Here is a 14,546-nt window from a genome sequence, read left to right as displayed (position 1 = left end):
TAATTTACTTTGTCTTGGTTTTGCTCAACATTTGAGAATGCTTTGGTTACAGAATTTTCTGTTCTGTGAATGCTTTCGAGAATTTGAAAGTCAAAGTCTGATTTGATTTCTTTTCCAACCTTTGAGTAGGCTTTTATTTTAGTCTTTTGCTTTTGTAATTCTCTTTCCGTTGCGTTTGAGAGAATACCTGCAATTCGATAGGGATTATGTGTAATTAATTTCATATGCTTTTGGTTGGGTTGCAATTCATAAAAATACTATTTATTCTATTTCTTTTATTATGGTTTTCCCTATTCTTTTCAATTTTCTTATGAGCGTTGGCAAAAAACAGCTCTTTTGGTTTTTTCAGCGTTGGCTTTTGTGTCGGCAAAAACCAAATGTGCTGTTTGTGCGGTTGGCTTTTTTGTATGACGCACAACGTGTTTGTGTATGATTAGTGGCGTGTTTAAGCACCTAATTTAGCAAATAAAAACCAGATAGAAAATCCGCGAGGATTTTCGTAAGCAAGCCTAAACTAGCCATTAATTATACACGTTGTTACCCAACGTTTTTATTCCGTAATCTTTTCCTTTTCTGATATTTATATTCATAAATCTTGAATCGTATTTTCCCCAGAAAATTATTCCATTCGTAACGAATTCCTCCCAATTCCCAATTCACGTCAAATTTTTCGGTGTCATTTTTCCGATAATGCGGAAGTCCGATTTTACAATGCAACATTGGATTATTATGTTTTACACTCTCATAAAAGTCAGATTCAAGTGATGATTTCGGATAGTATTGAATTTCAATTATTGTACTTTCCTTTTTGCTTTTATATACGTACAAGTTTATATCGTACAGATTTTCATAAATTCCTTTTAACCCATTTTATGCAATAGATATTTCTGAAAATGCTTCAATGTTCTGTTTTTCAATAAGTTTCTATTGCATAGCATTAGAAAAAATACACCTAACAAGTATTCGTTAACTAGTTTGCTAGACCCTATTTATGCTATCATTCCATAAGTAATGGATTTTCTAACGCATAAAATGGGTTTAATTCAGCCGTTATTTGTTCAAGCGATTTGGGATTTTTCTTTTCGTTTGCTTTCTTACGTTCAATTCGTTTGTCAAAAAAATTCCGCTCGTCATTTATTATTTCCGAAATTATGTAACTCGTATTGTCCGAAATTTTATTCCAACAAGAATTTCTAACCATTTCTAATAGAGAGGAAGTGGCTTCTTTCAAATTCAGTTCGAGGTTATTTTTCGTGACGTTTTTCAAATGTTGGGTAACTAGTTTATATGGATGATTGAATGTTGTATAATGTGACGAATTAGAGGGATAACGATGATTATTCGATAATTTATTCATCCATATATTTTTTTCAAAATTCCATTTTTTTTAAATATAATCAATTTTTACAGATTGTCGAAAGGATTTTTAATTTCAGATAAATTTGTTGATGATACATGTGTGTATATCATTGTTGTTTTTGGACTATTATGCCCCAAAAGTTCTTGTATATACCTTATATCCGTTCCGCTTTCTAGTAAATGTGTTGCAAAACTATGTCTAAGTGTATGTAAAGTAGCATATTTCTTTATCTTCGCTTTCTGAATAGAACTTCTTAATACTTGCCTTGCACTAACTTGTGAGTAAGCTTCACCTGAGCGTCCCTCAAAAAGAAGATTTTTAGGATTATAATGTTCTATGTAAGATTCTAAAATAGGAATAAAACTAGGAGCGAGTAAGGTATAGCGATCTTTTCGTCCTTTAGCAGTTTTAATATGAATAAGATATCGTTCTGTGTCAATATCTTTTACCTGAAGCTTTAAAGCTTCTCCGATTCTCAAACCAGCAGAGTATACCAAACTTAGTAAAGTCCTGTGTTTAAGGTTTGTTGTTGCTTCTAAAATAGATTTTACTTCAGACTTATTAAGGACCGTAGGTAACTTTTTGTCTTTATTTGGGCGTATAATTTTAAAATCATCTATTGGAATTTCTTTAAAATTTAAATATCGTTTTATGCCACTGATACATTGGTTTTGATAAGATACAGACTTATTTGTTTTAAAAATAAAGTCATAGTTGAACTGTTCAATGGTTCTTGCAGAAATAGTATCAATATTTTTTAACGTTAGATATCTTAAAAACAATCCTGTAACTTCTACATAGGTATGTACAGTATTCTCGCTAAATCGTTTCTGTTGTAACCATTTACCATATTTTGAAAGTATTTCACCTTGACCATCACTAATAGGCGGCAACTTGTAATTATCCCAATAAACTGTCTTTTTTTTGCTACCTACTTTAGTTGTTTTGTTTTTAAATGCAGAATAGTCTACATACCAGTTTTTATCTCTAAAATAAATAAAGAGCTCGTTTATAATTGTGTTATAATATTCAATAAAGAAAGTATTAGTTTTTTTGCCATGCTTTACGCCATAGAAACCTTTTATATAGTCTTTAGCTTCTTCGGATTCATTATTATAGTTTATGACAACATAGTTAGTTTTGTTGTGTTTTACGGGTTCTAATGTTATGGTTGTTCTATTTTTCATATGATATACATCAAAAATATCAATTGAAAAAGCAATAGCAGTACTGTATTCGACTATTTTTCGTATAATATACTGTTAAAAGTAAAATTTATGAGATTAATTAAAAATTGTCTGCACTGTAATAAAGAATTAACCGGCAGAACAGATAAAAAATATTGTGATTCAAATTGTAAAAGTTCTCATCAATATAAAAGAGAAAAACAAAGACCAGAACGATTTTATAACAAAGTTGATAATCAATTGCGGTTAAATAGAAAACTATTAAAAGAATACAATAGGGCAGGGAAGGCGACAGTAAGAAGTAGTATTCTAATACATAAAGGCTTTAACCCAAAATTCTTTACGCATTACTGGAAGAACCAAAAAGGTGACATATACTTATTTGTTTACGAGTATGGTTTTTTAAAGCGAAACGAAAACGGAATTAAAAAATATGTACTTATCCAATGGCAGGATTATATGAACTAAAAAATGCTTAAAAATATACAATACATTGTGTATCTGTACCTTAATATAGTTTCCCTCTATTACTATCAATACATATATTCATTACACGGCAGTTAACGATTACTCACAATCAATACTTTAAATCTTGATTATCCTTTTTTAATCATAAATTGAAACATATAATGATTTCTCTGTCATTTCGAGCGTGGTCATAGAGTCCGCTCATTAGCTACCAAAACTTGTAAAATACTGCTTAAATCTGTTCTAAAGGTGTTACTATTTCTAAGGGATGTTCTATTAAAAATATTATTTAGAAAAACAATACAAACAGATTTTTTAAATCGTTTATAGTTTTTGCACTATGTTTGGAGGCTTACAGCCATTTTAGAAAAAGTTTGACATTGTTAATACAATCCTTAAAAGTTATAATACTGATTTCTATTTTTTTAAGTTTTAATCCTAGTTCAAAAGCTTATATAATTGATAGTTCATTATTTTATAAATCACCTACGTGAGTCTTTTCAAGGATCTTAATTGTTGATTCATTTGTAGGAGTTTTATCAGGATATGTATAAGTGGTTTTGTTTAGTTTATTAAATAAAACTGTATTATCAGAGCAAGGATTATATCCTATTTTAAGACTCGTAGTAATTTTATTCTATATACAGAAAGTACTTCTAATTGTTATTCTTGGTCTTATATTTATTGGTTATACCATAAAAGGAAGTAAGTCATTTTAGTTTACCAGTATCAGGGTTTCTGAAAGAAAAAAAATACCAACGTTTTTTTGAAAGCCGATGGTAGTGTTGATTTTAGGTTTAGAAAAAAGAGGCTTTTCTACCAAATCATATACACTATTGCATACAAACTTAAGAACTTGGTTAATTAAAATCATAAAAAAACGGTTTAGTAAAAACCTAAACCGTTTTAATATATGCATTAGAATTTTGTAGCGAGAACGAGAATTGAACTCGTGACCTCCGGGTTATGAATCCGACGCTCTAACCAACTGAGCTACCTCGCCGTTTGAGCGTGCAAATATAAAAACAAATTTCACTAGAGCAAACATAAGAAACCAAAAATATTTTATGCTTTATGTTTTAATCTAAATTAATATTATATATATTGAGCACATAATATATTTCATAGATGGACGATAAAATTAAGTACGAATTAGAATTTCCAATACACGCTTCACCGTCATTATTATTTCAATACATTTCTACGCCTTCTGGTATGTCAGAGTGGTATGCGGATAATGTGAATAGTAGAGGTGAATTATTTACTTTTATTTGGGATGGGAGCGAGGAACAAGCAAAACTGTTAGTTAAAAAAAGTGGTGACCGTGTTAAGTTTCGTTGGCTAGAAGACGAAGAAGAAGGTAGTACTTGCTATTTTGAAATAAGAATCCAAGTTGATGAAATCACCAAAGATGTATCTCTTATGGTTACAGATTTTGCTGATGAAGATGAGGTTGAAGAGTCTAAAATGCTTTGGGAAAATATGATAGGTAGCTTAAAACAAGTTTTAGGTTCTGCTTAATCCTTTTTTACTCACAAATAGTATCTTTGTCCCGTTTTTAAACGGGACTTTTTTTATGATAAATTTTAACGGAAAACTAGTAAATATAGAAGATGCCAAAGTTTCAATAGAAAATAGAGGCTACAAGTATGGAGATGCTTTATTTGAGACTATCAGAGTGGTTAATGGCCACATTTTTTTCCTAGAAGACCATTATTTTAGGTTAATGTCGTCAATGCGAATTCTTCGTATGGAAATTCCTATGAGTTATACAATGGAATTTTTTGAAGCCGAAATTCTAAAAACGATAGAAGCAAATGCCTATGCAAACAAGTCTGCAAGAGTCCGATTAAATGTAGATAGAGGAGAAGGTGGGAAATACCTTCCTAATAACGATGCAAACGTTAGTTTTTATATCGTTACTGAGTTTTTAGATAATCCATTTTATGTAGTTAATTCTTATGAAAATTATGTTGTTGATTTATATAAAGATTTTTATATAGCACCTGGTTTTCTTTCAGGTTTAAAAACCAATAATAAAGCTATTCAAGTTATAGGTAGTGTCTATGCAAAAGAAAATGGATGGAATAATTGTTTGGTTATTAATACAGATAAAGCCATCATTGAAGCATTAAATGGTAATTTGTTTTTGGTTAAAGGTGATAAGATAAAAACGCCACCATTAGAAGATGGATGTTTAAAGGGTGTAATGCGTAGACAAATACTTAGCTTATTACAGAATAATCCTAACTATACTATTGAGGAAGCGTCTATTTCTCCTTTTGAGCTACAGAAAGCAGACGAACTATTTATTACAAATACAATCGTTGGTATACAGTCTATTGGACAGTATCGTAAAAAGAAGTATGGTAACAGTGTTGCTCAAGACATACTACGAAGCCTAAATGTAAAATTGAGACTAGCTTAATTATAGCTTGGATTTTCTGGTGCATTAGACCAAATACAATATTCACCTCCCATTTCTAACATTTTTTCTTTCCAAAACTCACTACAGCATTTGGAGATAATATTGTTGTTATAGGTGTTTTTAGATACTACCCAAGCATTAGAGTCTAGCTCATCGTCGAGTTGTTTTTCTTCCCAGCCAGAGTAACCCAAGAAAAATTTTATATCCTCAGAAGAAATTTTTTTGGAGTTTATAAGCTCCAGAACCACACTAAAATTACCACCCCAAAATATACCCTGCGCTATTTCTATACTATCTGGGATAAGGTTAGGAGACTTATGTATAAAGTACAGATTATCTTGCTCTACAGGTCCACCATTATAAATTGGGAACTCAGAGTTTGTGCCCTCAATAAGGTCACAAAGGTTAAAATCCAATTTTTTATTTAATATAAAACCTACTGAGCCCAAATCATTATGGTCAGCCAAAAGTACCACCGCACGGTTAAAGGAAATATCTCCAATTATAGATGGTTCTGCAATAAGTAAGCTTCCTTTTTCTGGCTTTTTCAAAGTTGGTGTAGGATTTATGGTCTACTTAAAAGTAAGATTTTTTTTTAGATTACCAATTATTTGATTGTCAAATTTATATCATAAAAAAAGCCTGCTACTTAGCAGGCTTGAATATTGTAAACAAAATAAGCTTAGTTTACAGCATCGCTTAAGTCAGAACCTGCCTTAAACTTTACTACATTTTTCGCTTTAATTTTTATTGTTTTACCTGTTTGTGGATTTCTTCCGTCTCTTGCAGCTCTACGAGTAACTGACCAAGAACCAAAACCTACTAAAGATACACGGTTACCTTTTTGTAAAGCTCCCTCGATATCAATTAATAATCCGTCTAATGCTTTTTTTGCTGCAGCTTTTGTGATACCTGCATTTTCAGCCATACTGTTTACTAAATCTGTTTTGTTCATAAAATATTGAATTTAAATTATTAAATGTTTAGCTTTCAACATAAATGTTAAAATCAATAACAAATTTATACGTATAAACATCCTATGCAAGTAAAACCCTAGTAAATACGCGGTTTTGTTGATAACTTGGCGTATTTGTTAATAAAGATGTGCATTTTGTCGATGTTTTCTTGAAACCTAATGATAATAGGGGTTTAGAGCATTTTTGCTTTTTTATTAAATTCAAAACCATTTAGTAATGATTTTGCATCCATCTTTCGCTTATTTGGAAGTTGTAATTCTTCAACTTTAATGTATCCATTTTTACAAGCTATCTTTATTTGGTTATCAATAATTTTTACTGTTCCATTTTCAAAATTATGTAATTCTTCTACTTTTGAAACACCATATAGTTTTATGGAAATAAATTCATCTTCACGATTATCTAAATAACACCAAGCTGAAGGAAACGGATCTAAGCCCCGAATCTTATTATATATGGTATCCAAATCTTCATTCCAGTCAACTTTACAATTATCACGATTAAGCTTGTAAGCTGTTTTTAAATCGTTATTGTTTGGTTGTATTGTTGTTTTAACCTCATTAGTTTCAATTTGTTTTACTGTTTTAATAACCAATTGGCTTCCTAAGGTCATTAATTTATCATGAAGTTCACCAACCGTTTCATCTTTAGAAATTGAAGTTTCTGATTTCATGATGATGGCACCTGTATCTATTTTTTCGTCAATAAAAAATGTGGTAACACCTGTTTTCTTTTCACCATTAATTATTGCCCAATGTATTGGAGCTGCACCACGATAATTGGGTAGGAGAGAAGCGTGTAAATTAAAAGTGCCATACTCTGGCATTTGCCAAACAACTTTTGGTAGCATTCTAAAGGCAACCACGATTTGAAGATTAGCTTTTAGACTTTGTAATTCTTCAATAAACTCTCCAGACTTTAAATTAGTAGGTTGCATTACTTTTAAGTCATAGGCAACTGCAAATTCTTTTACAGCTGAAGCTCTAAGTTTTCTTCCACGTCCTGCAGGTCTATCAGGTGCTGTAATAACACCAACAACATTGTAATTATGGTCTAATAGATTTTTTAGGGTTGCCACAGCAAAATCGGGTGTGCCCATAAAAACGATTCTTAAATCTCTTTTCTTACTCATTTGAGTTTATATGTGTTTGTTGCAGTAATAGTTATTTTTTCACTTTCGATTAGAAAAGTAAGAGCATCTAATAGATTAACCTGACCGCATTTTATGTTATTTAATAGTTCTCGCGAAGATTGATTTTTATCTTCTAACTCTTTTAAAATTTGTTCTTTAATTGTTGTTTTTAATACAGAGGCATCAGAGTTACTTTTAGACAAGCATATGGAGCATCTTCCACATTCTTCGGTTGTATCTTCATCAAAATAGTTTAAAAGCAGAATACTTTTACAAATAGTATCATTATTTGTATATCTAATAACACTTTGTATATGTTCTTTTTTTAAATTTTGTTGTAGCTCTATAATTGGTATGATAGGATTTATAGTTTTTTCGTCTTCACGCGGTTTTATGAAGGTAATTTCAGAATCAGTGTTAGCAATATTTAAGTCTATAATATTGTGGCGTTCTAAATCTTTTAAAATCTCTAATAGCTTAGGTATAGTTGTTTCGGCTTTGTTAGCCACAAGTTCTAAATTAATCTTGGTTATGTAGTCTAAAATACCACCATAGGTTCTCAGTAAAGCTTTAATCGCTTTGTTTTGAGATTTGTTAGATTCAAGATATTTAAAAATAGCCGTATTACTCACTTTAAATTGAACAGTTGTTCTGTAATTAAACCGTTGGTCTAATGAAATAATACTATTACTATCTAGTATTTTTAAGGCATTAAACGTTAGCGTAGTTTTTAGTTGATATATGTGGCAAAAGGTTTTAAAATTAAGCTGATGTAATGTGTTTTGACCTTCACCATAAGAAATTTGAAAATAATTGCACAGCTTTTTATATACATATTTAATGGCATCAATTGATGGTAGAGCACTTAAAAACTGCCCTTTCAATCGGTCTTCGTCTATATTTTTTTTCAGAATAACAGCAACAGCATCATTTCCGTTTCTTCCAGCGCGACCAGCTTCTTGATAATAACTTTCTAAACTTTCGGGTAAATTATAATGAATAATACTTTTTACATCTGGTTTATCAATTCCCATACCAAAAGCAGTTGTAGCTACCATAATTGGTTTTTGATTAGTCGTCCAGAGATGAAGACGTTCTTTTTTTTGGATATTGGTCAATCCACCATGATAATAGGTGGTTTCAAATCCTTTAGAAAGTAAATAGTCCGAAATGGTTACTGTAGCCTTTCGGCTTCGGGCATAAATAATGGAAGCGCCTTTGTTTTCATTTAAAATATGTTCTAAATGATAATTCTTGTCTTCAGTTTTTATAACTTGATAGCTGATGTTTTCTCGTTTAAAGGAAGCTTTAAAAACTTTAGGGTCTATAAAATCTAGGGATTCTATAATATCTTCAACCACTTTAGATTTTGCTGTAGCTGTAAGCGCAATACAATTAACACTTGGTTGTAGTTCCCTTAATGTAACTATGGATTTGTAAGCTGGTCTAAAGTCATTGCCCCATTGACTTATACAATGTGCTTCATCTACAGCTATGAGGTTAACGTTCATTCTTTGAATGCGCTCTTGTACTAAAGTTTGCTGAAGACGCTCAGGAGATAGATATAGAAACTTATAATTACCATAAATACAATTATCTAAGCTTGTATCTAATTCGCTATAAGATATGCCAGAAGTAATAGCCACAGCTTTAATACCTTTTTGTTTGAGCGAATTTACTTGGTCTTGCATTAAGGCTATTAAAGGAGAAACCACAATACAAATACCAGGTTTTATTAGAGCAGGAATTTGAAAACATATAGATTTTCCACCACCAGTTGGTAAAAGCGCAAAGGTATCTTCATTATTAAGCACAGCGGTTATAATGTCTTCCTGCAAAGGTCTAAAAGACATGTGATTCCAATACCGTTCTAATGCTTCAATTGGGTGCATATTACAAATGTAAGTTCTCTAAAATAAAATTTACACGCTCTTCTACAGTGCCAAAAGGGACCGTTTTTAAGTTATAGCCAAATTGCTGGTAAGTTTCTAGTAAATGGTTATTAATGATTTTGGATTGCTCAAAATTCTCATAGCGTTCTGCGTCTGAAACAAAGATGTCTTCCCAAGGCGGTAAAATAAAAACAGATTCGTACTTATGCACCTCACAAGCTTCAATAAAATGCTTTGGGTAGATATCACCAATAAAATCCATATAGGCTAAAATATCTGGTATGCCTCTATCTAGAAAGACAAGGTCTGCAGCTTCTTTTTTGGCATTATTAAATTGCTGCATACGTCCTTCAAGAAGTTTTTGGCTAAATAGAAGCGGCTCGGTTAAAAAAAGCTGTTCAATCCCATCTTTACGTGCCTGTAAAGTGACTTGTCTTGAAATCTCTTCATAACACAAATAATCCTTATTTTGAAGACCTTTAATGATAGAGGTTTTTCCTGTTCCAGGACCGCCTGTAATGGCTATTTTTTTTGGATTCAAATCTTAACGTAATTTGCCGTAAAATTCGGAATTAAAATTTAATTAAAAACTATAAACTTAAATGTATCTTTGCATTTCAAAAATTGACTATGAGCACATCAGATAAATCCGAAGCTTTTTACAAAAAACTGAAGTCTCAATTGCAAGATACAGCACTTTGGCCTTCAGAATATCTTTATAAATTTATTATAACTACAGACGCTTCTAAAATTAAGAAATTAAGCAACTTATTTAATAACCAAGGAGCTGTAATTACAACAAAAGAATCTAAAAATGGTAAGTACACAAGTGTGTCCATTAATGTAAATATGAAAAATCCAGATGCTGTGATTATAAAGTATAAAGAAGTAGCCGAAAAAATTGAAGATGTAATTTCTTTATAATGTTGGTATAGCTATCTAAATTTTTGTACTTTGCGACAAAACCAGTAACTACAGGTTTAATTATTATTTACTACACATTTTTACAATTTTGATATACGATTTAGAGTACAACACAGAACGTGAGCATTTGATTATTCCAGAGTATGGACGTCATTTACAGAAAATGATTAATCATGCCAAGTCCCGCGAAACCAAAGAAGAACGCAATAAATTAGCAAAAGCCATTATCGCAGTAATGGGAAACTTGCAACCGCATTTAAGAGATGTGCCTGATTTTAAGCACAAACTTTGGGACCAGCTTTTTATTATGGCAGATTTTGAGATTGATGTCGATTCGCCATTTGATAAGCCAGACAGAGAAGTTATTCTGGCACGTCCTGAGCCTTTAAAATATCCTCAGAATTTTCCTAAATACCGTTTTTACGGAAATAATATTAAGACCATGATAGACGTGGCAATGACTTGGGAAGAAGGCGATATGAAAGAAGGTTTGGTCTACACCATTGCCAATCATATGAAAAAGTGTTTCTTAAACTGGAATAAAGACACCGTGGAAGACGCAGTAATCTATGAACACCTTTATGAACTATCTGATGGGAAAATAAATCTGAAAGACAGTAATGAAGATTTAACAGATTCTAGTAGCTTGTTAAGAACTAAATCTAAGTACGGAAGCAAGAGTACTAAAAAGTCTAGTGGAAAGAAAAAATATTCCAACAACAGGAAACGTTACTAAAACGTATGGGAACATTTAAAATTGAAGGTGGTCACCAACTCAAAGGTGATATAACGCCACAAGGTGCAAAAAACGAAGCACTACAAATTCTTTGTGCAGTTTTATTAACTCCAGAAAAAGTTACAATAGATAACATTCCAGATATTGTAGATGTCAATAAATTAATTGCACTTTTGCAAAATCTTGGTGTTGAAGTCGAAAAACTAGCGGCTAATACATATTCATTTAAGGCAGAAAACGTCAATTTAGACTACCTTGAGTCTGAAGCTTTCAAAATCGAAGGAAGAGGATTACGAGGTTCTATAATGATTGTTGGTCCAATGCTGGCTCGTTTTGGTAAAGGTTATATACCAAAACCAGGAGGCGATAAAATTGGACGTCGTCGTTTAGATACACATTTTGAAGGTTTTATAAAACTTGGAGCAAAGTTTAGATACAACAGGGAAGATTATTTTTATGGTGTTGAAGCACAAGAGCTAAAAGGAACTTATATGCTTCTTGATGAAGCCTCAGTCACCGGAACTGCTAATATTGTCATGGCTGCAGTTTTAGCCAATGGCACGACGACCATATACAATGCAGCTTGCGAACCGTATTTACAACAGCTTTGTAAAATGCTGAATCGTATGGGTGCTAAAATATCTGGTGTTGGTTCTAATCTTTTGACCATCGAAGGTGTAGATAGTCTCGGCGGAACTGACCATCGCATGCTACCAGATATGATTGAAATTGGTAGTTGGATTGGTTTAGCCGCAATGACAAAAAGTGAGTTGACCATTAAAAATGTTAGTTGGGACGATTTGGGCGTTATACCAAGTGTCTTTAGGAAAATTGGAATTACGGTAGAGCGACAAGGTGATTATATTCATATTCCAGCACATAAAGACGGATATGAAATACAGAGTTATATCGATGGTTCTATACTTACAATTTCTGATGCACCTTGGCCGGGCTTTACACCAGATTTATTGAGTATTATCCTAACAGTATTAATTCAAGCAAGAGGAAGCGCTGTTGTGCATCAAAAAATGTTTGAAAGCCGTTTATTTTTTGTCGATAAACTAATTGACATGGGTGCAAAAATTATTCTTTGTGATCCGCACAGAGCAACCGTTATTGGTCACGATTTTAAATCCCAATTGAAGGCTACGACCATGACCTCTCCAGATATTAGAGCTGGTGTATCGTTGTTAATAGCAGCCCTATCGGCAAAAGGGACATCGACGATTCATAATATAGAACAAATTGACCGTGGTTATGAAAATATTGATACACGTCTAAGAGCTATTGGTGCTAAGATTGAGCGTTTAGAAGGTAATTAGGTTTAATAAGATTATATAATAAAAAAAGCTTCAAGATTAACTTGGAGCTTTTTTGTTTTAAAAATAAATGTTATCCTTACGCTGTAGTGCATTTGAGAGCAACCTAATAAGAATAAAGAAACTGATATTAATAATGGGAATTTTAAGTAGCGTTTTCGTATTTGGTCAAAATAATAACCTGATTGAATTGACTGCCAAACAAGACGCTGAAGAAGGTTGGCAAGATTTAGTTTTCTCAATAACGGAAAAAGAAAAATTAGACAATGGATTTTGGAGTTTGACTTGTAAAGCTAAATACGAAAACCAAATTGTCGGACTGAAAATCAATATTGTAGAAGGAATTCCAGCAGGAATAGTAAACGAAGAGATTGACAATACAAGTTTCGTTTCAAAAGGAGTTGAAATTCATTCAATAGGAAAAGATAGTGACAATTTAATAAAAGTCATTTCTAAACTTTACGGACAACGAATATCACCACAATTAACAAGCGAAAAACTAACTTTTACAGCTTTTCCACTAAATAAAGAAAAAGCTAATTTGGAAAAAACCGTGAAAGGAAGAATAATCGGAATTGATATAACAAGAGCATTAGCAGTTATCGGAATGATAATCGTTAATTTTAAAGTCGTACTTGGCGAAAATGGATTGAGTTGGGTAAAATCATTTGCGAGTGCTTTTGACGGAAAGGCAGCAGCAACTTTTGTAGTTTTAGCAGGCGTTGGAATTGCTTTAATGACAAATTCTGCATTGAAAAATAAAGACAGCCAAAAATTAAAAACCGCCAGAATAAGAATTGTAAAAAGAGCCTTATTTCTTTTCATTGTTGGTCTTTCATATATTGTAATTTGGCCAGCGGACATTTTACATTTTTATGGAATTTATATGCTTGTTATTTTGCTTCTACTAAAAAGCAATGAAAAAACTATTTTAATTTCGGCAATTGCATTAATACTGTTTTATCCATTATTAATTGGCTTTTGGAATTACGAAACAGGTTGGAATTTTGACACTTTAGATTATCTCGATTTTTGGACAGTTAATGGATTTTTTAGAAATCTATTCTTCAATGGTTTTCACCCAGTAATACCTTGGACTGCTTTTATGCTTTTTGGTTTTTGGTTTGGCAAACAAGACTTGAAAAGTGACCGATTTATCAAAAAAGCATTTTTGATTAGTTCAATTACTTTTGTTGTAATTCAAATTTTATCACACGTGTCAATTTCATTTTTATCAGAAGGAAACAAACAAACAGCAAGTGAATTATCAGAAATTATTGGAACAAACCCAATGCCACCATTACCAATTTATATGTTTAATGGAATTGCAATTTCCGTATTAATAATATCAGCCTGTATCATTATCGGAAAAAGATTTTCAACAAACAAAATACTTTTGGCTCTAAATAAAACGGGACAATTAGCTCTAACTTTTTATGTTGCACACGTAATTATTGGTATGGGACTTATTGAAGTTATTAACCCAGGAAAAGTGGGGAATTATCCAATAGAATTTTCAGTTGCGTATGCTTTAATTTTTAGTATTTTATGTGTATTGTTTGCAACTTATTGGCTGAAAAGTAGAGAAAATGGCCCCGTAGAATGGATAATGAAAAAAATAATCCGATAGAAAAACTGGCTACAAAAAAGATGTATAACCGCAATTACGGCGGATTCGACTACGTCCGAATCCACTCGGAATTGCTAAAGTCACTGCCAAACCGAAAATTAACGCATATTAACCCGTAACTAAATCATACACAAACACGATATCGATAATTTCAAAAGAGACCTTGAATGCACCCCTTTTACCTCATCAAAATCTAAACCCCCATAATTGAGAAGTATATTAAAATTAAGAAGATTTGATTTTGTAAAAAAAATTAGCCAACTTTGGTGTCGTTTGATACAAGTTATTAAAACCAAATCATACACAAACACGTTGTGGTGTATTATAACAAAAACTAACATTTATGAAAACAAAAATTATTTTAATTTGCTAGATTCAAGTCATAAACGCAACTTCTGTTTTAAACAAAAGTTTATCCATTACTTCTAATGGTGTTTCAAATTTAAGCCTTTTTCTAGGCCTATTATTCAATTTTCTTTCAATTCTTTCTACC

15 protein-coding genes and 1 tRNA gene are annotated in these 14,546 nt (G+C 31.8%); 7 read left to right on the top strand and 9 right to left on the bottom strand.

The window, feature by feature from the left end:
- The 3 genes from HKP48_RS11495 to HKP48_RS11485 form a co-directional block, all read right to left on the bottom strand.
- Nucleotides 1–224 (bottom strand): hypothetical protein (locus tag HKP48_RS11495; protein WP_296345980.1); only part of this gene is annotated, 224 nt, incomplete at its 3' end.
- Nucleotides 225–997: 773 nt separating this feature from the next.
- Nucleotides 998–1,357 carry a hypothetical protein gene (locus tag HKP48_RS11490; RefSeq protein ID WP_296345978.1) on the bottom strand — a complete coding sequence of 120 codons (360 nt, stop codon included), beginning with the start codon at nucleotides 1,355–1,357 and terminating at the stop codon, nucleotides 998–1,000.
- A 47-nt stretch (nucleotides 1,358–1,404) separates the two neighbouring features.
- A complete protein-coding gene (locus tag HKP48_RS11485) occupies nucleotides 1,405–2,547 on the bottom strand; it encodes a tyrosine-type recombinase/integrase (RefSeq protein WP_296345975.1) in 1,143 nt (380 codons plus the stop codon).
- A gap of 90 nt (nucleotides 2,548–2,637) precedes the next feature.
- Between HKP48_RS11485 and HKP48_RS11480 the strand changes: the two genes are divergently transcribed.
- Nucleotides 2,638–3,015, top strand: coding sequence for a hypothetical protein (locus HKP48_RS11480; protein ID WP_296345973.1), 378 nt, complete (start codon nucleotides 2,638–2,640; stop codon nucleotides 3,013–3,015).
- A 929-nt stretch (nucleotides 3,016–3,944) separates the two neighbouring features.
- On the opposite strand, the gene HKP48_RS11475 is transcribed toward HKP48_RS11480, so the two are convergent.
- Nucleotides 3,945–4,018: transfer RNA gene (locus HKP48_RS11475), tRNA-Met, on the bottom strand.
- A 125-nt stretch (nucleotides 4,019–4,143) separates the two neighbouring features.
- Here HKP48_RS11475 and HKP48_RS11470 point away from each other — a divergent pair.
- On the top strand, nucleotides 4,144–4,536 hold the full coding sequence (locus tag HKP48_RS11470) for an START-like domain-containing protein (protein ID WP_296345970.1): 393 nt from the start codon (nucleotides 4,144–4,146) through the stop codon (nucleotides 4,534–4,536).
- Nucleotides 4,537–4,591: 55 nt separating this feature from the next.
- A complete protein-coding gene (locus HKP48_RS11465; RefSeq protein ID WP_296345968.1) occupies nucleotides 4,592–5,443 on the top strand; it encodes an aminotransferase class IV in 852 nt (283 codons plus the stop codon).
- On the opposite strand, the gene HKP48_RS11460 is transcribed toward HKP48_RS11465, so the two are convergent.
- From HKP48_RS11460 to HKP48_RS11440, 5 genes are all read right to left on the bottom strand, one after another.
- On the bottom strand, nucleotides 5,440–5,994 hold the full coding sequence (locus HKP48_RS11460) for a YqgE/AlgH family protein (RefSeq protein WP_296345966.1): 555 nt from the start codon (nucleotides 5,992–5,994) through the stop codon (nucleotides 5,440–5,442). The two genes, HKP48_RS11465 and HKP48_RS11460, sit on opposite strands and share 4 nt — an antisense overlap.
- Nucleotides 5,995–6,125: 131 nt before the next feature.
- A complete protein-coding gene (locus tag HKP48_RS11455; RefSeq protein WP_296345964.1) occupies nucleotides 6,126–6,398 on the bottom strand; it encodes an HU family DNA-binding protein in 273 nt (90 codons plus the stop codon).
- Between the two features lie 194 nt (nucleotides 6,399–6,592).
- The gene (gene fmt / locus HKP48_RS11450) at nucleotides 6,593–7,552 is read right to left on the bottom strand and encodes a methionyl-tRNA formyltransferase (RefSeq protein WP_296345962.1); all 960 of its coding nucleotides are present in this window, start codon (nucleotides 7,550–7,552) and stop codon (nucleotides 6,593–6,595) included.
- Complete coding sequence (locus HKP48_RS11445; protein WP_296345959.1) at nucleotides 7,549–9,444, bottom strand: RecQ family ATP-dependent DNA helicase; 1,896 nt, start codon at nucleotides 9,442–9,444, stop codon at nucleotides 7,549–7,551. Before HKP48_RS11445 ends, fmt begins: the two co-directional genes overlap by 4 nt.
- Nucleotide 9,445: 1 nt before the next feature.
- Nucleotides 9,446–9,985, bottom strand: a complete 540-nt coding sequence (locus tag HKP48_RS11440) for an ATP-binding protein (protein WP_296345957.1) — start codon at nucleotides 9,983–9,985, stop codon at nucleotides 9,446–9,448.
- A gap of 89 nt (nucleotides 9,986–10,074) precedes the next feature.
- On the opposite strand from HKP48_RS11440, the gene HKP48_RS11435 reads away from it, so the two are divergent.
- The 4 genes from HKP48_RS11435 to HKP48_RS11420 all read left to right on the top strand — a co-directional run bounded on the left by HKP48_RS11435 (nucleotide 10,075) and on the right by HKP48_RS11420 (nucleotide 14,053).
- Nucleotides 10,075–10,368 carry a DUF493 family protein gene (locus HKP48_RS11435; RefSeq protein WP_296345955.1) on the top strand — a complete coding sequence of 98 codons (294 nt, stop codon included), beginning with the start codon at nucleotides 10,075–10,077 and terminating at the stop codon, nucleotides 10,366–10,368.
- Nucleotides 10,369–10,456: 88 nt separating this feature from the next.
- Complete coding sequence (locus HKP48_RS11430; RefSeq protein ID WP_296345953.1) at nucleotides 10,457–11,104, top strand: DUF4290 domain-containing protein; 648 nt, start codon at nucleotides 10,457–10,459, stop codon at nucleotides 11,102–11,104.
- A gap of 5 nt (nucleotides 11,105–11,109) precedes the next feature.
- Nucleotides 11,110–12,426 carry a UDP-N-acetylglucosamine 1-carboxyvinyltransferase gene (gene murA, locus HKP48_RS11425; RefSeq protein ID WP_296345952.1) on the top strand — a complete coding sequence of 439 codons (1,317 nt, stop codon included), beginning with the start codon at nucleotides 11,110–11,112 and terminating at the stop codon, nucleotides 12,424–12,426.
- 133 nt (nucleotides 12,427–12,559) lie between these two features.
- A complete protein-coding gene (locus HKP48_RS11420) occupies nucleotides 12,560–14,053 on the top strand; it encodes a DUF418 domain-containing protein (protein ID WP_296345949.1) in 1,494 nt (497 codons plus the stop codon).
- The last annotated feature ends 493 nt before the right edge of the window (nucleotides 14,054–14,546 follow it).

It is taken from the genome of Winogradskyella sp., assembly GCF_013042245.1.
Lineage (GTDB): Bacteria > Bacteroidota > Bacteroidia > Flavobacteriales > Flavobacteriaceae > Winogradskyella.
Note: the sequence above shows the minus strand (reverse complement) of the source record. Positions and strands in the feature narration are given on the sequence as shown.

What these genes read in the sequence shown, in the direction of transcription:
- HKP48_RS11420 (WP_296345949.1), top strand. Translation starts at nt 12,560, where the DNA reads ATGGGAATTTTAAGTAGCGTTTTCGTATTTGGTCAAAATAATAACCTG.
- HKP48_RS11480 (WP_296345973.1), top strand. Translation starts at nt 2,638, where the DNA reads ATGAGATTAATTAAAAATTGTCTGCACTGTAATAAAGAATTAACCGGC.
- HKP48_RS11485 (WP_296345975.1), bottom strand. Translation starts at nt 2,547, where the DNA reads ATGAAAAATAGAACAACCATAACATTAGAACCCGTAAAACACAACAAA.
- HKP48_RS11445 (WP_296345959.1), bottom strand. Translation starts at nt 9,444, where the DNA reads ATGCACCCAATTGAAGCATTAGAACGGTATTGGAATCACATGTCTTTT.
- HKP48_RS11465 (WP_296345968.1), top strand. Translation starts at nt 4,592, where the DNA reads ATGATAAATTTTAACGGAAAACTAGTAAATATAGAAGATGCCAAAGTT.
- HKP48_RS11435 (WP_296345955.1), top strand. Translation starts at nt 10,075, where the DNA reads ATGAGCACATCAGATAAATCCGAAGCTTTTTACAAAAAACTGAAGTCT.
- HKP48_RS11490 (WP_296345978.1), bottom strand. Translation starts at nt 1,357, where the DNA reads ATGAATAAATTATCGAATAATCATCGTTATCCCTCTAATTCGTCACAT.
- fmt (WP_296345962.1), bottom strand. Translation starts at nt 7,552, where the DNA reads ATGAGTAAGAAAAGAGATTTAAGAATCGTTTTTATGGGCACACCCGAT.
- murA (WP_296345952.1), top strand. Translation starts at nt 11,110, where the DNA reads ATGGGAACATTTAAAATTGAAGGTGGTCACCAACTCAAAGGTGATATA.
- HKP48_RS11455 (WP_296345964.1), bottom strand. Translation starts at nt 6,398, where the DNA reads ATGAACAAAACAGATTTAGTAAACAGTATGGCTGAAAATGCAGGTATC.
- HKP48_RS11470 (WP_296345970.1), top strand. Translation starts at nt 4,144, where the DNA reads ATGGACGATAAAATTAAGTACGAATTAGAATTTCCAATACACGCTTCA.